The sequence below is a fragment of the Sphingomonas sp. genome (genome assembly GCF_041661885.1).
Classification (GTDB): domain Bacteria; phylum Pseudomonadota; class Alphaproteobacteria; order Sphingomonadales; family Sphingomonadaceae; genus Sphingomonas.
The window spans coordinates 58,784-81,029 of the sequence record NZ_JBAZTL010000008.1 but is presented as its reverse complement, the minus strand read 5'-3'; the positions used below and the strand labels follow the sequence as shown (position 1 = coordinate 81,029).

Genomic DNA, 22,246 nt, shown 5'->3' with positions numbered 1-22,246 from the left:
GGCGCTAGTCGGAAACTTTGCCGAAGGTTGTAGGCGGCGCATCATCCAGAGGGATCGGCACGCGCCGGGATTTGTCGGGCTTCTTGCGAAAGGCGTGCTTTACCCCACGGACCGCGTCTCTGCCGAGCAGGACTGGGTTCGTACCCTCGCTCTGCTCCTCGCAGCAACTGCTTGGCGCAAGCACTTTCTGCGCCAGCCGCACCGCCGCCGTGCCCGCGCCGAGCAGATCCAAACCGCCTGAACAGCCCCCGCTCAACGACGCACACGGCGCCGCTTCCAGCGCGAGCGCGCCTGTTCCGCGCAAATCGGGGTTGGAGGGCCGCGGCTCGTCCAACACCACTTCATTAGGATAAGGCAGTTTCTGCGACGGCAGTGGTTTGCCGCACACCACGATGTCGTCGGGACTGCTGTTTTTCGCGCCGCGCCGGACGCACGGTTCGTTCGGCACCGGCTGCAGGATCGAGAACGAGGTCGGCGCGACCGCCGAGGCGTCTGCCGGAGTGGCGCTTTGCGCGGCGAGGAGCAGCAACAGCATCACAGCGAAGCTGGGCCGCAATCGTGGCAAATTTCAGGCGATTGGCGCGATTTCGAGGCGCGGCAGTTCGATTGCGGGGCAACGGTCCATTACAACCTTCAATCCCGCCGCCTCCGCCCGCTCCGCCGCGGCCTCGTTGATGACGCCCAACTGAAGCCACACCGCCTTTGCCCCCACTGCAATCGCCTCGTCCACCGCCTCCCCGGCGGCGGCCGAATTGCGAAAGATGTCGACCAGATCGATCGACTCGCCAATCTGCGAAAGATCGCGAAATACGAATTCACCGTGCACATGCTCGCCCGTGATCTGCGGGTTGACCGGGATCACGCGATAGCCATGCTCCTGCAAGGTCCGCTTCACGCGGTAGGACGGGCGATCAGGGCGATCCGACGCGCCCACCAGCGCAATTACGCGCGTTTCCTGGAGCAAGGTGCGCAGGTCGGCATCCTGGGTAAGCGGCATCAGCCTTGTCCTTTGATCCAATCGGCGACCTTGTCGGCCACGCCCATGAACGCCACGCCTTCGGGACCGTTCCCCGCCGCCGGGGGCTCCCCAGCATCCGACGCCACGCGCACCCGAATATCGAGCGGGATACGACCGAGAAACGGCAAGCCCAGTTCCGCCGCAGCAGCCTCGGCCCCGCCTGTCCCGAACGGATCGGAAATCTCGCCGCACGATGGGCAAACATAGCCCGCCATATTCTCGATCAGCCCGATAATCGGCACGCCCGCCTTGACGAACAGGTCGATTGCGCGCCGCGCATCGATCAGCGCCAAATCCTGTGGCGTCGATACGATCACCGCGCCGGTCGGGCGATATTTCTGGATCATCGTCAATTGCACATCGCCCGTGCCCGGCGGTAAATCGAGCACAAGCGTGTCGGCCCGTCCCCAATTGGCGTCCATCATCTGCGTCAGCGCCCCTGCCGCCATCGGCCCGCGCCATGCGATCGCCTGGTCGGCGGCAACGAGCATCCCCATCGACAGCATCGGTACGCCATACGGTGTCGGCACCGGCTGCAACACCTTGTCGCGCGCAGTTGGTTTGGCATCGGCAACACCCATCAGCCGCGGCTGCGACGGGCCGTAGATATCGGCATCGACCAGCCCGACGCGCCGTCCGGAACGCGCCAGCGCGATGGCGAGATTGGCTGAAACGGTGGATTTTCCCACCCCGCCCTTCCCGCTCGCCACCGCCAGCACGATTCGGCGCGAGCGCTGGCTGGTCAGCGCAACCCGCACGCCGGAAACGCCGGGAACATCGGCGGCGGCGGCGCGCACTTCCCCCTCCAACGCCTCCCGCGCGGCGTCATCAAGGCCGCTGACATCGACGATGATACTGGCGCGTCCCTCCTCGATTTTGGCGGTGGCGCGCCCCTGGGCGACGCGGAGAAGGGCGGCATCTAGCAAACTACTGTCGGTCATCGTGCGCAGATAGGCGACACGGATGCGCTTGCCACTGTTTTTCGTAAGAACGCGCCCCTATAAAGGTCCCATGACGATCTTATCGGGCTGGTTTCAGCGCCTCTCCATCCTCGCCGCCGACAATAAGGGACCGTGGGGCAGCGGCTCCGGTTCCGACAATGGCGGAGGCGACAGCGGTGGCCCGCGCAACCCGTGGGCGCAGCCTCCCGGCGGCAAACCGCGCGGTGCCATGCCCGGCCCCAGCGCGCTCGACGAATTCCTCAAGCGGGCGCGTGGCGGCGGGGGCGGCTCGGGCGGCGGTGATGGACGTCCGCGCATCCCGGGGGCACCCAGCGCCGGGCAATTGTGGGTGATCGCGATCGGTATCTTGCTGGTCGCGTGGATCGCGCTGACCAGTTTCCATTCGATCGGCCCGCAAGAGCGCGGCGTGGTCACTTTCCTCGGGCGCTATTCGGAGACGCTGGAGCCCGGCATCCGCTTCACCCTGCCCGCGCCCTTTGTCGATGTCGCCAAGGTCGATGTCGCCGCGATCAACACCGATACCTTCCCCGACGACAGCAGCACCATCACCACCGGCAACGATACCGACAAGCTGATGCTGACCAGCGACCAGAACATCGTCGATCTGGATTATTCGGTGCGCTGGCAAATCGCCAACCCGCAGGATTTCGCTTTCCAGATCGCCAAACCCCGCGAAACGCTGCGCGCAACTGCGCAAAGCGCGATGCGCGCGGTCGTCGCTACCGCGACGCTCGACGAAGCGATCGGTGCTGGACGCACCGTGATGGAAATCAAGGTCCAGCAGGCGATGCAGGAAATCCTCGATCGCTATAATGCGGGCATCCGCATCCAGGGCGTCGCCATCAAGGGCGCGCAGGCCCCGGCGCAAGTGGCCGACGCCTTCAAGGAAGTGTCCGCCGCGCAGCAACAGGCGCAAAGCGATATCAGCCGTGCGCGCGGCTACGCGCAGCAGGTGCTGGCCAAGGCCCAGGGTGAAGCGGCGGCCTTTGACGTGATCTACGCCCAGTATAAACTCGCCCCCGAAGTCACGCGCCGCCGCATGTATTACGACACGATGGAGCAAGTCCTGTCCAAGTCGGACAAGACCATCATCGAATCGCCCGGCGTAGTGCCGTATTTGCCGCTACCCGGCCTCCGCCGCCTGCCGCCCGCGCCGTCTTCGAGCGTAGTCGCTCCTCAGACCTCGGGAGTCGCCCAGTGAACCGCGCCTTGTTCCGCAATCCCATCGCCCTTGGCGTCTTCGCTTTGGTGTTGCTGATCGTCGCTGCCAGCACCTTCGCGATCGTGCCGGAAACGCGCCAGGCGGTCGTGCTGCGCTTTCAGCAGCCGGTGCGCACCATCAACGAATATCGCCCCAACGAAGTGTTCGGCCAGACCGGCGCGGGCCTGACCGCGCGCGTTCCCTTCATCGATCGGCTGGTGTGGGTCGACAAGCGCGTGCTCGATGTCGAACTCGACAACCAGCCCGTGCTCTCGACCGACCAGACTCGCCTGGAGGTGGACGCCTATGCCCGCTTCCGCATCGTCGACCCGCTGAAGGCGGTGATCTCGACGGGCAGTACCTCGGTGACCGAACAACGCGTGCAGGACCAGTTGAAGCCGCTGTTCAGCTCCTCGCTGCGCAACGAACTCGGCAAACGGCCCTTCGCCGCTCTGCTTAGCCCCGAGCGCACGCAAGTGATGGGCAACATCCGCGCAGGATTGCAGAAGCTTGCGTCGCAATATGGCGTGCAGATTGTCGATGTCCGCATCAAACATGCCGATCTGCCGAGCGGCACGCCGTTCGACAGCGCCCTCAACCGGATGCGCACCGCCCGCCAGCAACAGGCGCTGACGATCAAGGCGCAGGGCCTACAGACCGCGCAGATCATTCAGGCGCAGGCCGATGCCAAGGCCGCGCAAATCTATGCGGACGCCTTCAACAAAGACCCCGATTTTTATGATTTCTACCGGGCGATGCAGTCGTATCGCTATACCTTTGCGCAGGATGCCAAGGGCCAGACATCCTTGGTACTGTCGCCCGACAATGCTTATTTGAAGGAATTTCAGGGACGGCGCTGACGGATGGCGCGATAACCGTCCATCAGCCGTTCATATTCAATCGCCGTTCAGCATCACCCGGTATCTACAATGGTGATGCTGCCAGTTGGTAGACGAGAGGAAACGACCAAAGTGCGCTACGCCTACGCCATTACCGCCGCCCTGTTGCTGAGCGGCACCGCGACTGCCATTGCCTTGCCGTCCGCCGGGGGCGCGCAGACCGCGCAGAACGAGCCCGCCGTAATCGCCGCCACCGCCCCCAAGCCGGGCGCGCCGATGAGCTTCGCCGATCTGGTTGCGAGGCTCCAACCGGCCGTGGTGAATATCTCGACCAGCCAGCACATCACGCAGCAGCAACCCGCCAACCCGTTCGCGGGCACCCCGTTTGAGGGGTTGTTCGGCCAGCAGGGCCAGGGGGGCAATGGCCCGGCGATCACCCGTGAAGCGACCTCGCTCGGTTCGGGCTTCATCATTTCCCCCGATGGCTATGTCGTCACCAACAATCACGTCGTTGCGCCCGGCGCAAAGGGCGCGACGGTCGATTCGATCACGGTGACGCTGGTCGACCGCAAGGAATATGTCGCCAAACTGATCGGGCGTGATCCAACGTCGGATCTCGCGCTGCTCAAGATCGATGCGAAAAACCTGCCCTTCGTGAAGTTCGGCGATTCGGATGCTGCGCGCGTCGGCGACTGGGTGGTCGCGATCGGTAACCCATTCGGCCTTGGCGGCACGGTGACGGCCGGCATCGTCTCGTCGCTGCACCGCGTCACCGGCGGCGGTGCTTATGATCGCTTCATCCAGACCGACGCGGCCATCAACCAGGGCAATTCCGGCGGCCCGATGTTCGATCTTAGCGGCAATGTCATCGGCATCAATTCGCAGATTCTGGGCAGCACCGGCGGCGGCAATATCGGCATCGGCTTCGCCATCCCGGCCACCGACGCCAAGCCGGTCATCGACAAGCTGATGAAGGGCACCAAGATCGCCCGCGGCTATCTCGGCGTTGGGCCGCAGCCGATCGACGACGATCTTGCCTCGTCCTTCGGCCTGGTCAAGAATCATGGCGAACTGCTCCGCAGCATCGAGCCGGGCCAGCCTGCCGAAAAGGCCGGGCTGAAGGTCGGCGACGTCGTGCTGCGCGTCGATGGCAAAGATGTTACCCCCGATCAGTCGCTCAGCTATCTCGTCGCGAATGTAACACCGGGTAGCCGCGTGCCGCTCGACATCGTTCGTCAGGGCAAACCGCAAACGATCATCGCCACAATCGGTACGCGTCCGCCCGAGGATCAGCTTGCCGCGAAAGCCGCCGGCGAAGACGGCGAAGACACGGACGATAGCGACAACCCCACCGTCGAGCAGGCGGCGGCCAACGCGCTTGGCATGACCGTGCAGACGCTGACCCCGCAAATCGCGCGCACCTTCAACATCGATTCGTCGGTGCAGGGCGTGGTTGTCGCAACCGTCGACCCGTCGAGCGATGCCGGATCAAAGGGTCTGAAGCGCGGCGACGTGATCGTCTCGGCCAATGGTGTTCCGGTCGCCACGCCAGCGGCGCTCGGCGCGGTGGTCGCGCAGGCGAAGGCAGCCGGTCGCACGCAAGTCGCGCTGTATCTGGTGCGCGGTCGCCAGCCCGCCTTGTTCATCGCGGTCAAGCTGAAGAAGTAAGCCGACACATCCCTCTCCCGCCATTCACGCGGGAGAGGGATTTTCCTTCCGCCGCCCCGGTTTTCGCGCGATAGCTTTTCGCCGAAATCGCGGGAGGCTTCATGAACGACACGACCAGCATCTTCATTGGCGCAGGGCCCGGCGGTGCCAACCCGCAAGCGCTCGAACTCAAGCGCGCCAACCGCCACGGCCTGATCGCGGGTGCGACCGGCACCGGCAAGACAGTCACCGTCCAGGGCATCATCGAAGGCTTTTCGCGCAACGGAGTCCCGTGCTTCGTCGCCGATGTGAAGGGCGATTTGTCGGGGTTAGCAATGGCTGGCTCCCCCACCGCCAAGAACCACGAAATCTTCGCCGCCCGCGCACACGAAATTGGCGACGACGCCTGGGCCTATGCCGATACGCCGGTGCAATTCTGGGACTTGTATGGCGAACAGGGTCACCCGATCCGCACCACCATCAGCGAAATGGGGCCGCTGCTGCTTTCGCGGCTGATGGACCTCAACGAGGTGCAGGAAGGCGTGCTGACGATCGCCTTCCACGTCGCCGACAAAGACGGGCTGCTGCTGCTCGATCTCGACGATCTGCAGGCGATGCTGGTTAGTTGCGGCGAACGCGCCGACGAGCTCACCACCACGTATGGCAATGTGTCGAAGCAATCGATCGGCACGATCCAGCGCGCGCTGCTCCAGCTTCGTAGCCAGGGCGGGGAACATTTCTTCGGCGAACCGGCGCTCGATCTCGATGATTTCATCGGCGTGGACGACAAGGGCCGTGGCATCGTCAACATCCTCGCCGCCGACAAATTGATGGCGAGCCCCAAGCTTTATTCGACTTTCCTGCTGTGGCTGATGAGTGAATTGTTCGAACATCTCCCCGAGATCGGCGATCCCGACAAGCCCAAATTGTGCTTCTTCTTCGACGAGGCGCATTTGCTGTTCGATGCCGCGCCCAAGGCGTTGCTTGAGAAGATCGAACAAGTGGTGCGGCTGATCCGATCGAAGGGCGTTGGCATCTATTTCATCACCCAGAACCCGATCGACATTCCCGATACGGTGGCGGGGCAGCTTGGCAATCGCGTGCAGCACGCACTACGCGCCTTCACCCCGCGCGATCAGGCGGCGGTAAAGTCCGCCGCGACCACCTTCCGTGCCAATCCCGGTGTCGATGTCGAAACCGCGATCACCGAATTGAAGGTCGGTGAGGCGTTGGTCTCGCTGCTGCTACCCGACGGATCGCCCTCGCCCGTGCAGCGCACGCTGATCGCCCCGCCCGCCTCGCGCGTTGGCCCGGTCACCCCGGTCGAGCGCGGGGTGATGATCCAGACCGATCCGGTCGGCAACAAATACGACACCGCGATCGATCGCCAATCCGCCGAGGAAATCCTCGCCGGCAAGGCGCAAGAAGCGAGCGCAGCGGCAGCCGAAGCCAAGGCCAAGACCGAGGCCGACAAAGCGGCGGCAGCGCAGGCCAAGGCCGATGCGGTTGCCGCGCGCGAAGCGGAACGCCAGCGTGTCGCGGCGCAACGCGAAGCCGACCGTCAGGCTCGCCTCGCCGCGCAACAGGAGGCCGCCGCTGCCAAAGCCGCCGCCAATTCGCCGTGGAACCGGGCGATCACCTCGGCGACGCGCTCCGCCTCCTCGGCGGTCGGGCGTCAGGTCGCCAATGAAGTGTCGAAGGCGGTGTTCGGCTCCAGCCGTGGTGCCGGGGCCGGGATTATCGGCGGGCTGGTGCGCGGCGTGCTCGGTGGGCTGTTCAAAGGCCGCTGACCGGGCGAGGTCATCGGGAGGAGGCTAAGCGGGGATCACCCCATTGGCCGCCAAGCGATCAAGCGCCTCCGCCGATAGTCCGAGTACCTCGCCCAGCGTCGCGCGCGTATCCGCCCCCGCGCGCGGCGGTGCGCGGTCGTAACGGGCGGGCGTCGCCGACAATTTGGCGGGAAAGGCGACGACGTTCAGGGGCGTGCCGTCCTGCCGCGCCATCGGCTGAACGGTCGCGCGGTGCGCGACATGGGCATCGGCCAGAATCGCGGGCAGGCCGTTGATCTTGCCCGCCGGGAGCTTGGCCGCCTCCATCGCCGCGACCAAATCGTCCGATCTCCACCGCGCGACGGCGGGGGCGAGGTGCGCGTGCAGCGCCGCACGATTGGCGCTGCGCAGCGCTACGCTGGCGAAGCGCGGATCCTCACCCAGCGCCTCCAGCCCCAGTACGCGCAGGAAATCGCGAAACTGCCGGTCATTGCCGAGCGCGACGACGATCTCGCCATCGGCGGTCGCATAATCGCGATACGGCACGATATTGGGGTGGTCATTGCCCATCCGCACCGGGACCGCACCGCCATTGAGATAGTTGGACGCCTGGTTCGACATCATCGCCAATTGCGTGTCGAGCAAGGCGCAGTCGATATGCTGCCCCTCACCCGTCGCGTCGCGGTGGCGCAAAGCGGCGAGAATCGCGACGGTGGCATAAGTGCCGGTGAACAGATCGACAATCGGCACGCCGACCTTCATCGGTGGGCCATCCGCTTCGCCGGTCACGCTCATCAGCCCGCCCATCGCCTGGATCAGGAAGTCATAGCCGCCTTTGTCGCAATACGGCCCGTCCTGGCCGAACCCGGTGATCGAGCAATAGACCAGGCGCGGGTTGATCGCCGAGAGTGCGGCATAATCGAGCCCATATTTGGCGAGCCCGCCGACGCGGAAATTCTCCACCACGACATCGCTCTCCGCAGCAAGGCGGCGGATCAGATCGGCGCCTTCGGGCTGGGCGAGATCAATCGCGAGCGAGCGCTTGTTGCGATTGGCGCACAGGAAATAGGCGGAATCGCCAGAGTCATCGGCGAGCGCAGGTGGCCCCCAGCGGCGTGTGTCATCGCCCTGCCCCGGCTGCTCGATCTTGAGCACCTCGGCGCCGAGATCCCCCAGCATCTGCGTCGCCCACGGCCCGGCGAGCACGCGCGACAGATCGAGCACCTTGATACCGGCCAGCGCGCCGGGTGTGGAAGCCTCGGTCATGCGCCGGTGTCGAGCCGCACCAGTACGACGCCCTCCTGCACTTGCCCGCCAATCTCTGCGTTCAGTTCGGCAATGGTGCCGTCGAACGGGGCGGTCAGGCTATGCTCCATCTTCATCGCTTCGAGCGTGACGAGCTTCTGGCCTTTGGTGACGGTATCGCCTGCGGCCACGTCCACCGCGATGATGCGGCCGGGCATGGGCGAGAGGATTGCGCCGTCGGCGGCGGTGCCTGCGGCGGCGGGATCAAATCGCGCCTCGGTTAGGACGAAGGTGTTCCCGTCTTCAGATACGAGATAGCCATCATCCTCAACGGTAACATACGCGCTATCGTTGGGAGCGATTTCGCGGAACTCAACAACATAGTTTTGCTTGCCGTCATTGAGACGAACGATCGTAGGTGCAGGCAAAGCGTTGGAGCGAAAGCCGCGCAGCCAACTCCAGGCCGACGGAGGGCGCTTGATGTACGTTTCCCGAGTAGTCGTCGAGTCGCCGCCAAGCGACCGATCTACCACCACCGAGGCGACCGATTGCAGCACGCGTTCGGTTGGCCCTGTGTCTGGAACCAGGCCGTCCAATTCCCGGGCAATCAAGCCAGTGTCGACCTTTCCATCCACAAAGTCAGGCTCGCCGAGCAGATTGGCGAGGAACTGCGCGTTGCATTTGACCGGCCAGCAAACGACTTGTTCGCACATCTTGGCAAGCGCCCCAATCGTCCGCTCCCGGCTATCCGCCTTGACGATCAGCTTCGCGATCATCGGATCATAGAAGGGGGAGATAGCATCGCCTTGTTGAACGCCTGTTTCGATGCGCGATTTGACGCCAGTGCTACGTGGACGATCGTAGATCGCGAAGTGGGTCAACGGCCCAGTCGACGGCAGAAAACCTGACGCGACATCCTCAGCATAGAGCCGCGCTTCCATCGCCCAGCCATTGATCGACAGCTCGTCCTGCCGCTTGGGCAGCGCCTCGCCGCTGGCGACGCGCAATTGCCATTCGACCAGATCGACCCCGGTAATCTCCTCGGTCACCGGATGCTCGACCTGCAACCGCGTGTTCATTTCCATGAACCAGATGCGGTCCGCTCGGAGGCCTTCGCTCGCGTCGGCGATGAACTCGATCGTGCCCGCACCGACATAATCGACCGCGCGCGCCGCCTTCACCGCCGCCGCGCAGATCGCCTCGCGCGTCACCGGGTCCATGCCCGGTGCGGGGGCTTCCTCGATCACCTTCTGGTGGCGGCGTTGGAGCGAGCAATCGCGCTCGAACAGATGGACGACATTGCCGTGCGTGTCGCCGAACACCTGCACTTCGATGTGGCGGGGCGAGAGGATATATTTCTCGATCAGCACTTGCGCGTTGCCGAACGAGGACGCCGCCTCGCGCTGACACGAGACGAGCGCATCGGCGAAATCCGCAGGGTCATCGACGCGGCGCATCCCCTTGCCGCCGCCGCCCGCCACCGCCTTGATCAGCACCGGATAGCCGACCTGCGCCGCCTCCGCCGCCAGCCGTTCGGGGGCCTGATCCTCGCCGAGATAGCCCGGCGTCACCGGCACGCCCGCCGCGATCATGCGCTGCTTGGCGGCATCCTTCAGCCCCATCGCGCGGATGCTGTCGGGCTTGGGGCCGACCCACAGCAGCCCGGCATCGAGCACGGCCTGCGCAAAGTCCGCATTTTCCGAGAGGAAGCCATAGCCGGGGTGGATCGCCGCCGCGCCCGTCGCCTTGGCCGCAGCGATGATTTTCTCGCCCACCAGATAGCTTTCGCGCGCCGGACTGGGACCGATATGAACGGCTTCATCGGCCTGGCGGACATGCAGCGCGTTCGCATCGGCGTCGGAATAGACCGCGACGGTGCGGATACCCATCGCGCGCGCGGTGCGGATGATGCGGCAGGCGATCTCGCCGCGATTGGCGATCAGGAGCGAGTCGATCATTGCCGACCCCTGCGGAAGTCCACAAAGTCCACGCTACGTCCCCCCTGTTTTGCCCCTTTGCGCGATGCCGCACGGAGCAGAGCAAGGCGGCGCGTGGGCATGGCAGTGGACATAGGCGAGAGCATAGCCGCGACGGCGGCGTGTAGGATAGCCCAGCCTCGCATTCAGCCCTCGCATCCGGTCGTGCGCGAGGACCAGGTCAGGTTCTGGATCTTCCAACTTCCGTTTTCGCGGACGAGATCGAAATGGTCGTAGCCGCAATGGTGCAGCTTGCCGTCGATCAGGAAGGTATAAGGTGCCCAGACCATCGCGATGTCGCCGTCGATTTCGATCGCGGGGTCACGCACCCGCTCTTCATAGCGCTCGGGCCCCGGGGTGAAGCGCGCCAGCAGCTCCCCGCGCGTTTTGTGGGTGATGGTGGAGGCTCCGCCCTGCTCGGTCGCGATCGTCGCGGTCGCATCGGGGCGCAGCGCTTCGCCGATCGCCGTCGCATCGCGCGCGGCGATGCCGTTGAGGAGCGCCGTGACCGGGGCCAGCACTTGCGCTTCCTCGGTTGCGGGGGGTGGCAGGCCGGTGCCCTTGGGCAGCGGCTGCACCGGCGTCGTCAGCGACGAGACTTGCGCGGCGAGGGCGAGTGCGAAGATCAGGGGCATGAAGAGTCCTTACATGCGGAACACCCCGAACGCCGGGCGTTCGGGGATGGGCGCGTTGAGGGTAGCGGCAAAGGCGAGGCCCAGCACGTCGCGGGTTTGTGCCGGGTCGATAATGCCATCGTCCCACAGCCGCGCGGTCGCGTACCACGGGTTACCCTCGTCCTCATATTTCTGGCGGATCGGAGCCTTGAAGACCTCGGCCTCTTCCTCGCTCCAGCCATCGGCGTCACGGTGGACGGTGGCGAGCACGCTCGCCGCCTGTTCCCCACCCATCACCGAGATGCGGCTGTTGGGCCAGGAGAACAGGAAGCGCGGGCTATAGGCCCGCCCGCACATGCCGTAATTGCCAGCCCCAAAGCTGCCACCGATCAGCACGGTGATCTTGGGCACGGTGGCGGTGGCGACGGCGGTGACGAGCTTTGCGCCATGTTTTGCAATGCCTTCCGCTTCATATTTACCACCGACCATGAAGCCCGAAATGTTCTGCAGGAACAGCAAGGGGATGCGCCGCTGGCACGCGAGTTCGATGAAATGTGCGCCCTTCTGCGCGCTCTCGCTGAACAGCACGCCGTTATTGGCGAGGATCGCGACCGGTATCCCCCAGATATGCGCGAACCCGCAGACGAGCGACGTGCCGTAGAGCGCCTTGAATTCGTGGAATTCGGAGCCATCGACCAGACGTGCGATGATCTCATGCACGTCATAAGGCGCGCGCACGTCGCTCGGCACGATGCCGTACAGCTCCTCCGCGTCAAATTTCGGCGGGCGCGGGCCCTTGAGGTTTACCGCCGCCTGGACTTGCGGCTGGAGCGTGGAGACGATGTCGCGCACGATCGTCAGCGCATGGTCGTCATTCTCGGCGACATGATCGACCACGCCCGAACGGCGACCGTGGGTGTCGGCACCGCCCAGTTCCTCGGCCGAGATGACTTCGCCGGTCGCGGCCTTCACCAAGGGCGGCCCGGCGAGGAAGATCGTCCCCTGCCCACGCACGATGATCGTCTCGTCGGACATGGCGGGCACATAGGCACCGCCCGCGGTGCAACTGCCCATCACGCAGGCGATTTGCGGGATGCCCTTGGCGCTCATATTGGCCTGGTTGAAGAAGATTCGCCCGAAATGGTCGCGGTCGGGGAAGACCTCCGCCTGGTGCGGCAAGTTCGCACCGCCGCTGTCGACGAGGTAAATGCACGGCAAAAGATTCGCCTCGGCAATCTCCTGCGCGCGCAGATGCTTCTTGACCGTCAGCGGGTAGTAAGTGCCGCCCTTCACCGTCGCATCGTTGCACAGGATCATGCACTGGCGGCCCGAGACGCGCCCGATTCCGGCGATCATGCCCGCGCCGGGGACTTCATCGTCATACAGGCCGTTGGCGGCAAGCTGACCGATTTCGAGGAAAGGCGAACCGGGATCGAGCAAACGCTCGACGCGGTCGCGGGGGAGGAGTTTGCCGCGCGCGGTGTGGCGCTCGCGCGCCTTCTCGGTGCCGCCGAGCGCGGCTTGGGCGACATCGGCGCGGAGGCGCTTGACCAGTGCACGATTGTGCGCGGCATTGGCGCGAAAGGTCTCGCTTTCGGGGGAAAGCGCTGAGGTGAGGACAGGGGCGGTCATGCGCTTGCTCCTCCCCGGCACGGGGAGGGGGACCATGAGCATTCAGCGAATGGTGGAGGGGGCGTGCCGCAGGCGGGGGGCTCGCTTGGGGAGAGCCCCCTCCACCACCCGCCTGAAGAAGGCGGGCGGTCCCCCTCCCCGTGCCGGGGAGGATGGGAAGCAACGTGTACCATCACGCCGCCCCGATCAGTTCACGGCCGATCAGCATTCGGCGGATTTCGTTGGTGCCAGCCCCGATGTCGAGCAATTTAGCGTCGCGGTAATAGCGCTCGACCGGCCAGTCCTTGGTATAGCCCGCCCCGCCCAGCGCCTGCACCGCCTCGTTCGCGACGCGCACGGCATTCTCGCTCGCCAGCAGGATCGCGCCTGCCGCGTCGAAGCGCGTGGTCTTACCCGCATCGCAGGCGCGCGCCACGGCATAGACATAGGCACGCGCCGAATTGAGCGCGACATACATGTCGGCGATCTTGCCCTGCATAAGCTGGAACGCGCCGATCGGCTTACCGAATTGCTGGCGCTCGCGGACATAGGGCACCACCACGTCGAGGCACGCCTGCATCAGGCCGAGCTGAATGCCGGCGAGCACGGTGCGCTCATAATCGAGCCCGCTCATCAGCACGCCGACCCCGCCATTGACCGGGCCCATCACATTCTCTTCCGGAACCTCGCAATCGGTGAAGACGAGTTCGGCGGTTGGGCTGCCGCGCATCCCCATCTTGTCGATCTTCTGGCCGATCGCGAAACCGGGCATGTCCTTTTCGATCAGGAAGGTGGTGATGCCACGGCTGCCCTCCCCGGTCTTGGCGTACACCACCAGCGTATCGGCATACGCCGCATTGGTGATCCAGAATTTGGTGCCGTTGAGGACGTATCCCCCCTGCACCTTGTCCGCCTTCAGCTTCATGCCGACCACGTCCGAGCCTGCGCCGCTTTCGGACATGGCGAGGCTGCCGACATGCTCGCCCGAAATCAGCTTGGGCAGATATTTCGCCTTCTGCTCAGGCGACGCCCAGCGTGCGATCTGGTTGACGCACAAATTGGAATGCGCGCCATAGCTGAGGCCGACCGACGCCGACGCGCGGCTTACCTCTTCACACGCCACGACATGTTCGAGATAGCCGAGACCAAGCCCGCCATCGGCTTCCGGCACGGTCACGCCGTGCAGGCCAAGCGCCCCCATTTCGGGCCACAGGCTCTGCGGAAACCAGTCCTCGGCATCTACCTTCGCCGCAATCGGGGCGATGCGGTCGGTTGCAAAGCGCTGGGTCGTGTCGCGGATCATGTCCGCCGTTTCCCCCAGTGCGAAATCCATTTGGCTTATCATTAGGCCTCTCCATGTCCCCGCTTTGCGCACCCGATAGCGCGTGTCGATTCAAATCGTAAGGGTTTGCCAGCGCGCGCTGTGACGAGCGATCGATTTGGCAGGACGAGCAAAATGAGGGATTGGGAGGCGATGAGACGCGCTCGTTCCCAATCCGTATTGCCGCAGAGTCGCGCGAGCGCTCGCCCGGGTGCAGGCCAGTTCGCGCTGTTCGGGGCGGGCGACTTCGCGTGCAATCTTTACTGGCAGAGCGTCTCCTTCTTCCTGCTGTTTTTCTATACCGACGTTCTCGCCGTGCCACCTGCGTTGGCAGGGACGATCTACATGATCGGCGCCTTGTGGGATGGTGTGGCGGATCTGTTGGTCGGCATCCTGGCGCAGCGATCGGGTGCGCGCTACCGCCGCTTCCTGGCGTTTGGTGCATTGCCGCTGGGGTTGGCCTTCATACTGCTGTTTTTTGCGCCGCCGCTGTCGGGCGCCGCGCTCGCGCTCGGGGTGCTGCTGGTGCAAATGGTGTTCCGCAGCTTCTACGCGCTGGTCAACGTGCCGTATGTCGCGTGGAGCGCCCGCTTCAGCCCCGATAGTGGCGACCGCACGATGCTCGCGGGTCTGCGGATGCTGTTCGGCACGGCAGCGGCGTTGATCGTCGCGACCGGGACGCCGTGGATCGCCGTGCGCTTGACCGGAAGCGCGACCAGCGCGGACGGCTTTCTGGCGGCGGCGGTCCTCTATGCGCTGGTCGGCGTGCTGCTATTGCTGGCGGTCGCTTATGGCGCGCGCGCGGCGACCGTCGTGGAGAATGTCGTCGAAAGCGCCTCGATCACCGCGTGCCTGTACGTGCTGGCCCGCAATCGCGCGTTCCTCACGCTCAACGCCGCGGCGATGGCATCGGGCATCGCCGCGGCACTGCTGACGCAATCGGTGCTCTATTATTTTCGGTACGTGCTGAATGACACTGCCGGCGGCGCGCATGCTCTGGGCCTTATGTCCGTCGCCGGGGCCGGAGCGGTGCCGCTGTGGCTGCTGGCGTCGCGCTGGATCGGGTTGCGTGGTGTATGGCTGATTGCGGTCGCAATCGGACTTGCGTGCCTCGGGTTGTTCGGAGCGATCGACTCGCGCCATGCGACCGCCGCGTTGCTCCTGCTGATCGTGCTGCAGGGCGCGTTCAGCGGATTTCATCTGGTTTTCTGGGCAATGCTGCCCAACACGGTCGAATATGGCCAGGCGCAGCACGGCGTGCGGGTCGAGGCGCTTGCCTTCGGCGCGGCGGCGCTGCTCCAGAAAATCGGGCTTGCGGTCGCCGCCGGGTTGCTCGGGCTGTTTTACGGCCACATCGGTTATGTGGCGGGGGCGGTGCAATCGGGGGCGACCATCGCGGGTATTCGCTGGCTCATGCTCTATGCCTGTTCGGGCGGGTTGGCACTGTCCGCACTGGCGATGGTGCTCAACCCGCTGCGACGCGACACGCACGCCGCGATTGTCGCCGACCTTCCGATCGGCGACTGACGCTCAGGCGGCGACCAGCGTGAATTGGCCGGCCACGCCTTCGGCTTGCGCCGACGGCGCCACCCAGACACGAAACAGACCCGGCTCGACCGTCGGTTGCAAGTCCGGCCCCAGGAACAACAGGTCCTCGCGGCGCAAGGTGAATACCACCTCCTGCCGCGCGCCCGGCAACAGCGAGATTTTGCGAAACGCCTTGAGCAGCCGCACCGGCTGGGTGATGCTGGCCGCGACATCCTGCACATACAGTTGCACCACTTCCTCGGCCATATGCGTGCCGTTGTTGGCGATGGTCGCCGTGATCGTCAGCGCTCCATCCCATGCCAAGCGACCGTCCCCCAGACGCAAATCGCTATAGGCGATCCGGCCATAGGTCAGCCCGTGCCCGAAGGCGAAACGCGCGGCGTTGGGCACTTCGCGATAATGTGCCTTATATTCCTGCGGCTCGCCCGGCGGGTTGGGCCGCCCCGTGTTTTTGTGCGCGTAATAATAGGGTTCCTGCCCGGTCGCATAAGGGAAGCTGACGGGCAGGCGCGCCGATGGACCTTCCACCCCGAACAGAATATCGGCGATCGCGGGCCCCGATTGCGAACCCAGGAACCAGGTAACAAGGATCGCGGGCGCATTAAGCACCGCGCCCGACAGCGCCAGTGCGCGACCGTTGCGCAACGCGACCACCACCGGCTTGCCCGTTGCCGCGACCGCCGCCGCCAACGCCATTTGCGGCGCGGGCACGACGATATCATCGCGCGACTGCGCCTCGCCCGACATGCGCTGCCCCTCGCCAATCGCCAGCACGACGATGTCGGCGGCCTTGGCTGCTGCAACCGCCGCTTCGATCCCGCCAGGCAGCGCCTCCTCAATCCCCGACCCTGCCGTGGCGGTGACCAGCGACGGATCGGCAAGCGCGGCCCGTACACCGCTCAACAGATCGACCGATTCCGCATCCGACCCATAGACGTTCCACGGCCCGATCAAGTCTTGCTGCCCTTGCGCGAACGGGCCGATCAACGCGATCCGTTTGCCACTGCGGGGCAATGGCAGCAATTCACCGTCATTCTTGAGCAACACGATCGAGCGCCGCGCCGATTGGCGCGCCACCGCCAGATTGGCCTTGGTGCGTACACGCGTCGTCTCGCGCTTGGGGTCGATGCGACGGAAGGGGTTGTCGAACAGGCCGAGCGCCTGCTTGACCCGCAGCACACGCCGCACCGCCTGATCGAGCCGCGCCATCGGCACCGCCCCACTCGCCACCAATTCGGGCAAGTGATCGCGGTAGAATCCGCTTTGCATACTGATGTCGACGCCCGCCAGAAAGGCCAGCCGCGCCGCCTCGCGCGCATCGGCGGCATAGCCGTGGGCGATCAATTCCTCGTCGCCGGTGTAATCGGACACCACCATCCCGCCAAAGCCCCATTCCTTGTGCAGCACCTGATCGAGCAACCAGGCGTTTGCCGTGGCGGGAATGCCGGAAAGATCGTTGAACGATGCCATTGTGGAGAGCGCACCGGCATCGAACGCCGCCTGGAACGGCGGGAAATACACGCTGCGCAGCGTGCGTTCGGAAACATCGACCGAATTGTAATCGAGCCCGCCTTCCCCCGCGCCATAGGCAACGAAATGCTTTGCGCAAGCGAGCACCGCATCGTCAGCGGCAAGCCCCTTATAGCCCTGAAAACCGCGCACGCGCGCCGCCGCCATCATGCGGCCAAGCAAGACATCCTCGCCCGCGCCCTCGACACCGCGTCCCCAGCGTTGATCGCGCGCGATGTCGACCATCGGCGCAAAGGTCCAGTCGATCCCTGCCGCCGCCGCTTCGACCGCGGCGATGCGCGCGGTGCGCTCCGCCAGCTCGGGTTCGAAACTGCCTGCCTCGGCCAGCGGCACAGGAAATACGGTGCGGAAGCCGTGAATCACGTCGGCGGCGAACAATAGCGGGATTTTCATCCGGGATTCGCGCATCGCAACCGTTTGCATCTGCCGCGCCATTTCGGCGCCATTGCCGTTGAACACGCCCGTCAGTCGGCCATTTCGCGCCTCGGCTAGTTGCGAATCGAACGTCGCCCCGGCCTTGATCGGATTGAGGGCATTCGCAGCCCCACCGGCCCAGGCGGCGGCCAGCAGCGTCAACTGCCCCGCTTTCTCCGCCACCGTCATTTGCGCGAGCAGCGACTCGATCATCGGCGAGCTCGCCGCCGAATCGGCAGCGGCCATCAAAGCCCGCGCCGGGCTTGCCAGCCACGCGGTTACCGCACTGGCACCCAACAACGCCGCCCGGCGCGAAATTCCTGTAATTTCCATCAGTCACACTCCCCGCGATGTCGCGCTCGCCTATTCCAACCTGCGCCGAAACGCACGGTCTTGAACACTGCTTTTGATTGATGTAACCGGTTACATCAAGCAGCGAGATCGGCAGGGCGCATTTGCCCAACCGGCGTTGGGGCGTTTTCGGCAACGCCACGAGGGAGGATGAAGAGGACAATGGCGAATGCCACGATCCGCGATGTGGCGCGTGAAGCGGCGGTTTCCGTCGCTTCGGTGTCGCGCGTGTTGAACGGGCACAGCAATGTTCGCGCCGAAACCCGCCAGAAGATCGAGACGGTTGCCGCCGCACTCGGCTATGTTCCCCATGCCGGCGCACGCAACCTCAGCATGTCGCGCGCTCATGCGGTCGGCATCGTCCTGCCTGACCTCCACGGCGAGTTCTTCTCCGAAGCATTGCGCGGCATGGATCGCGCGGCGTCGGAGCGCGGCTTTCACTTGCTGCTCTCCAATTTGCACGACGGCGACCGCGCGGTGGAAATGCTGCATACCATGCGCGGGCGTGTCGACGGACTCGTCATCATGGCCCCGCATATCGACCCGGAGCGGCTGTTCGCTGGCCTGCCGCCCAGCATCCCTGCAATTCTGGTCAATTGCGCGCCCTCGCGGGAGGACCGTACTGCGCTACGCGTTGACAATTTCGGCGGCGCAGCGGCGATGGTGCGACACCTTGTCGCCAGTGGGCGGCGCGGCATCGTCCATGTCAGCGGCCCGCTCAGCAACGTGGAGGCGCGCGCGCGTGTCGATGGCTATGAAGCTGCGATGCGCGAGGCCGGGTTGATCCCGCGCGTTATCGTCGGTGACTTTATGGAAGAAACCGGCGCTGCGGCAGCCGCCGAGATCCTGCGTGCGCCCGATGGCGTGGACGCGATCTTCGCCGCCAACGACATGATGGCGATCGGCGCGTTGATCGCGCTGCGCGACGCCGGGGCGGATGTGCCCGGTCGCTTCGCCATTGCAGGCTTCGACGACATTCCGCTGGCCCGGCTGATTTCGCCATCGCTCACCACGATGCGCGTCGATATCGCCGGCATCGGCGCACGGGCGATCGCCCGACTGGCCGATGCGATCGCCGGCACCCCAGATCACCGCCTCGAGCTATCCGTGCCCGAGCTGATGATACGTGACACAACCAAAACAAGCCCGCGTCAGTCGGGTGTAAAGCAGGGAAAAGCATGATGAATAAAACCACTTTCCTCCGGCTGCTGTTGGGCAGCGCTGCCGCGGTTTCCGCAGGGGGCATGGCGATCGCGCCCGCCTATGCGCAGACCTCGACCGCGGCGATCCACGGCGCGGTGAGCGATGCTGCCGGCACCGCTTCCGCCAATGCCAGCGTCGTCGCGGTCAGCAGCGACACCAACCAGACCTTCCGCGCGACCACTGACGCTTCGGGCAGCTACACGCTCAACGGCCTGCGTCCGGGTTCGTATCAAGTGACCATCACGGCGACCAATGGCGAGGTGTTCAAGCAACTCGTGACCGTCGGCATCGGCCAGGTCGCGTCGCTCGATGCGACTGTCGGCGCACCCGGCGCGGATGCGATCGACACGGGCAAGGACATCATCGTTACGGGCGGTCGCCTGATCGAAACCAAGACCAGCGAAGTCGCAACCAACGTCACCCAGCAGCAGATCCGCTCGTTGCCGCAGACCGACCGCAACTTCCTGTCCTTTGCCGCACTCGCCCCGGGCGTGCGGTACAATGATAGCGAGACCGACAAGAGCTTCTCGTCGGGTGCTTCGACCACCAGCCAGGTCAACGTCTTTATCGACGGCGTCAGCCTCAAGAACCAGGCACGCGAGGGCGGCGTTGCCGGCCAGCAGAACAGCCGCGGCAACCCGTTCGGCCAGTCGGCGGTGCAGGAATTCCGCGTGCTCACGCAGAACTACAAGGCGGAATATGAGCAAGCCGGTGCTGCGATCATCACCGCAGTCACCAAATCGGGCACCAACGAATTCCACGGCGAAGTGTTCGGGCAATATACCGACAAGGGCCTGAGCGAGAAGGCGTATTTCGACAAGCGCAATAACCGCCCGGAACCGGCGTTCAAGCGCAAGCAGTATGGGATTTCGCTCGGCGGCCCGATCATCAAGGACAAATTGTTCTTCTTCGGATCGTTCGAAGGCAATGACCAGGACCGGGCCTTCAACGTTGCCGCACGCGGTTCGGCATCCCAACGTGCCGCCGTCGAGGCCGCATCCGGGCGCAGGCTGTCCGATTTCGAGGGCTCGTTCGTCAGCCCGTTCCGTGGCAAATTCTACTTCGGCAAGCTGACCTTCACCCCGGATTCGCGCCAGGTATTCGATTTTTCGGCCAGCCGTCGTCAGGAAAGCGATATCCAGGGTTTTGGCGACACGACCTCGTTCGAGACGGCCGAGAACAAGAAGAACACCGTCGACACCTATTTGTTCAAGTGGACCTATTCGGGGGATTCGTTCGTCAACGAATTCAACACCAACTACGTCAATTACCGGTTCAACCCGGCAGCGCTCAGCCCGAACCTTGTCACGCGCGAATTTGATGGGGTTATCACGTTTGGTGGTAAAAATTCCACGCGAAACGAAGTTCAGAAGAACTACACGATCCGTGATGATTTCACCTATAGCGGGTTGGATGGTCACACCTTCAAGGTTGGCGGTCGCGTCGATGTCGTGGATTTCACGTTTGATGACCGTAGCTTTGTTCAGCCCGATTATGTTTACCGGTTGGATCCTGCGAGCAATACCGACTACAGCTTTCCGGCAGAAGCGCGGCTTGGCCTTGGGACCGGTCTCATCAAATCTTCGGATACCGAGATTGGTCTCTACGCCCAGGACGATTGGCAAGTTACCAAGAAGCTGACGCTTAACCTCGGTCTTCGTTGGGATTATGAAACCAACGGATTTAACAACGATTACATCACCCCACAAAATGCGGCAGCGGCGCTGCGCGCGTTGCCGAAAACCTTTTATTTCGATCCAGAGAACTACATCTCGAACGGTCGCAACCGCAGCCCGTTTGCAACCGCGTTCGCACCTCGCTTCGGCTTTTCGTACGATATCAGCGGCAATCAGCGCACGGTGATTTTCGGCGGCGTCGGGCGCTATTATGATCGTAACAACTTCAACAACACGATCGACGAACTGTCGCGCACGATCAACCCGATTGGCGTGTTCCGCTTCTCGCGTGACGGACAACCGCGCTCGGGCTTGCCGACGGTGGCATGGAACCCGTCCTACGGCACGCGCGAAGGTTTGCTGGCGCTGATTGCCAGCTCGACCACCGAAGGGTTGCCCGAACTGTTCGCGGTGAAGAACAACGCCAAGCCGCCGGTAAACGACCAGGCGAGCTTCGGTATTCGCCAGAAGGTTGGCGCATGGCAAGTGTCGGTCACCGGATCGTACATCAAGGGTCGCAACGGCTACACCAACCTGTTTGCCACGCGTACCAACAATGGCTTGGGCAATTGCTGCAACACCGCGCCGGTGGTGCCCTTCGGCTATGCCAACGCGTTGATTGGCTTTGATGGGCTCAGGACGCGCTACAAAGCACTCTATGTCACGGTGGACAAGAACTACACCAAGGCATCGGGTTATGGCCTTAACATCGCCTACACGCTGTCCAAGGCCGAGCAGAACGGCAACGATCTGTTCAGCCTCGATGGTACGACGCCGGATTCTTACGGCTTCCGCGCCCGTCCGGGCGACGAGCGTCACCGGTTGGTGGTTTCGGGTATCGTCGATCTGCCCTTCGGCGTGCAACTCTCGACGCTCAGCACCTTTGGCAGCGGCCAGGCCTATGCCGTTACCGATGCCACCAACGGCTTCGACAACGGTCAGTTGAGGATCAAGTCGGCCTATCCGGAAAAGAACTGCATCGCGGGGCTGTTTGCGTTCTGCGAAGTCAATCTCAGCCTTGAAAAGCACATCGATTTCCGTGGGCTCGGCAAGGATCAGGTCAGTGTTGCGATCGATTTGTTGAACGCGTTCAACAACAAGAATTTCCGCGACTTTGACGGCTTTGTGAACAACGCAATCGATCCGGGAACCGGGCAGGTTTCCGATCCGCTCGATCCGGCCGATGCTGCCCATGCGGGTAACACGTCGACCTTGCCGCGGCGTATCCAGTTCCGCCTGGGGTATCGCTTCTAATACCCTTCCTCCCCTGGCGGGCGGCCCTCCCCGGGTCGCCCGCCGTTTTTTTGTACCGTGTATTCAA

Annotated in this window: 16 protein-coding genes; 7 read left to right on the top strand and 9 right to left on the bottom strand. The window is 64.2% G+C overall.

All coding sequences use genetic code 11. The features are described 5' to 3' along the window. Positions 1–4: 4 nt before the first annotated feature. From WC704_RS15400 to WC704_RS15390, 3 genes are read right to left on the bottom strand one after another with little or no spacing between them, the layout of a single operon-like run. Positions 5–535 carry a hypothetical protein gene (locus WC704_RS15400; protein ID WP_372891560.1) on the bottom strand — a complete coding sequence of 177 codons (531 nt, stop codon included), beginning with the start codon at positions 533–535 and terminating at the stop codon, positions 5–7. A gap of 33 nt (positions 536–568) precedes the next feature. Beyond that, positions 569–997, bottom strand: coding sequence for a CoA-binding protein (locus WC704_RS15395; RefSeq protein ID WP_372891460.1), 429 nt, complete (start codon positions 995–997; stop codon positions 569–571). Further along, positions 997–1,959, bottom strand: coding sequence for a P-loop NTPase (locus WC704_RS15390; protein ID WP_372891458.1), 963 nt, complete (start codon positions 1,957–1,959; stop codon positions 997–999). The genes WC704_RS15395 and WC704_RS15390 overlap by 1 nt, the downstream gene beginning before the upstream one ends. 70 nt (positions 1,960–2,029) lie before the next feature. Between WC704_RS15390 and hflK the strand changes: the two genes are divergently transcribed. The 4 genes from hflK to WC704_RS15370 all read left to right on the top strand — a co-directional run bounded on the left by hflK (position 2,030) and on the right by WC704_RS15370 (position 7,457). Next, positions 2,030–3,181, top strand: a complete 1,152-nt coding sequence (gene hflK / locus WC704_RS15385; RefSeq protein ID WP_372891456.1) for a protease modulator HflK — start codon at positions 2,030–2,032, stop codon at positions 3,179–3,181. Further along, complete coding sequence (gene hflC, locus WC704_RS15380) at positions 3,178–4,041, top strand: protease modulator HflC (RefSeq protein WP_372891453.1); 864 nt, start codon at positions 3,178–3,180, stop codon at positions 4,039–4,041. Before hflK ends, hflC begins: the two co-directional genes overlap by 4 nt. Before the next feature lie 111 nt (positions 4,042–4,152). Beyond that, on the top strand, positions 4,153–5,688 hold the full coding sequence (locus WC704_RS15375) for a Do family serine endopeptidase (RefSeq protein WP_372891451.1): 1,536 nt from the start codon (positions 4,153–4,155) through the stop codon (positions 5,686–5,688). 101 nt (positions 5,689–5,789) lie between these two features. Continuing rightward, positions 5,790–7,457, top strand: a complete 1,668-nt coding sequence (locus WC704_RS15370; RefSeq protein ID WP_372891449.1) for a helicase HerA-like domain-containing protein — start codon at positions 5,790–5,792, stop codon at positions 7,455–7,457. A gap of 24 nt (positions 7,458–7,481) precedes the next feature. Here the strand turns inward: WC704_RS15370 and WC704_RS15365 are convergent, their stop codons facing one another. From WC704_RS15365 to WC704_RS15345, 5 genes are all read right to left on the bottom strand, one after another. Then, positions 7,482–8,702: a CaiB/BaiF CoA transferase family protein gene (locus tag WC704_RS15365; RefSeq protein WP_372891446.1), complete on the bottom strand. Its 1,221-nt coding sequence runs from the start codon at positions 8,700–8,702 to the stop codon at positions 7,482–7,484. Next, positions 8,699–10,639: a biotin carboxylase N-terminal domain-containing protein gene (locus tag WC704_RS15360; RefSeq protein ID WP_372891444.1), complete on the bottom strand. Its 1,941-nt coding sequence runs from the start codon at positions 10,637–10,639 to the stop codon at positions 8,699–8,701. Before WC704_RS15360 ends, WC704_RS15365 begins: the two co-directional genes overlap by 4 nt. A gap of 164 nt (positions 10,640–10,803) precedes the next feature. Then, positions 10,804–11,292, bottom strand: a complete 489-nt coding sequence (locus tag WC704_RS15355) for a nuclear transport factor 2 family protein (RefSeq protein WP_372891442.1) — start codon at positions 11,290–11,292, stop codon at positions 10,804–10,806. A gap of 9 nt (positions 11,293–11,301) precedes the next feature. Further along, positions 11,302–12,903 carry a carboxyl transferase domain-containing protein gene (locus WC704_RS15350; RefSeq protein WP_372891440.1) on the bottom strand — a complete coding sequence of 534 codons (1,602 nt, stop codon included), beginning with the start codon at positions 12,901–12,903 and terminating at the stop codon, positions 11,302–11,304. Between the two features lie 172 nt (positions 12,904–13,075). Then, complete coding sequence (locus tag WC704_RS15345; protein WP_372891438.1) at positions 13,076–14,227, bottom strand: isovaleryl-CoA dehydrogenase; 1,152 nt, start codon at positions 14,225–14,227, stop codon at positions 13,076–13,078. Positions 14,228–14,356: 129 nt separating this feature from the next. Between WC704_RS15345 and WC704_RS15340 the strand changes: the two genes are divergently transcribed. Beyond that, the gene (locus WC704_RS15340; protein WP_372891436.1) at positions 14,357–15,730 is read left to right on the top strand and encodes an MFS transporter; all 1,374 of its coding nucleotides are present in this window, start codon (positions 14,357–14,359) and stop codon (positions 15,728–15,730) included. Positions 15,731–15,733: 3 nt separating this feature from the next. Here the strand turns inward: WC704_RS15340 and bglX are convergent, their stop codons facing one another. Beyond that, positions 15,734–18,028: a beta-glucosidase BglX gene (gene bglX / locus WC704_RS15335; RefSeq protein ID WP_372891434.1), complete on the bottom strand. Its 2,295-nt coding sequence runs from the start codon at positions 18,026–18,028 to the stop codon at positions 15,734–15,736. A gap of 180 nt (positions 18,029–18,208) precedes the next feature. On the opposite strand from bglX, the gene WC704_RS15330 reads away from it, so the two are divergent. Together WC704_RS15330 and WC704_RS15325 are read left to right on the top strand one after the other, a co-directional pair. Continuing rightward, positions 18,209–19,228, top strand: coding sequence for a LacI family DNA-binding transcriptional regulator (locus tag WC704_RS15330; protein WP_372891431.1), 1,020 nt, complete (start codon positions 18,209–18,211; stop codon positions 19,226–19,228). After that, positions 19,225–22,179 carry a carboxypeptidase regulatory-like domain-containing protein gene (locus WC704_RS15325; RefSeq protein ID WP_372891429.1) on the top strand — a complete coding sequence of 985 codons (2,955 nt, stop codon included), beginning with the start codon at positions 19,225–19,227 and terminating at the stop codon, positions 22,177–22,179. Before WC704_RS15330 ends, WC704_RS15325 begins: the two co-directional genes overlap by 4 nt. Positions 22,180–22,246: the final 67 nt, after the last annotated feature.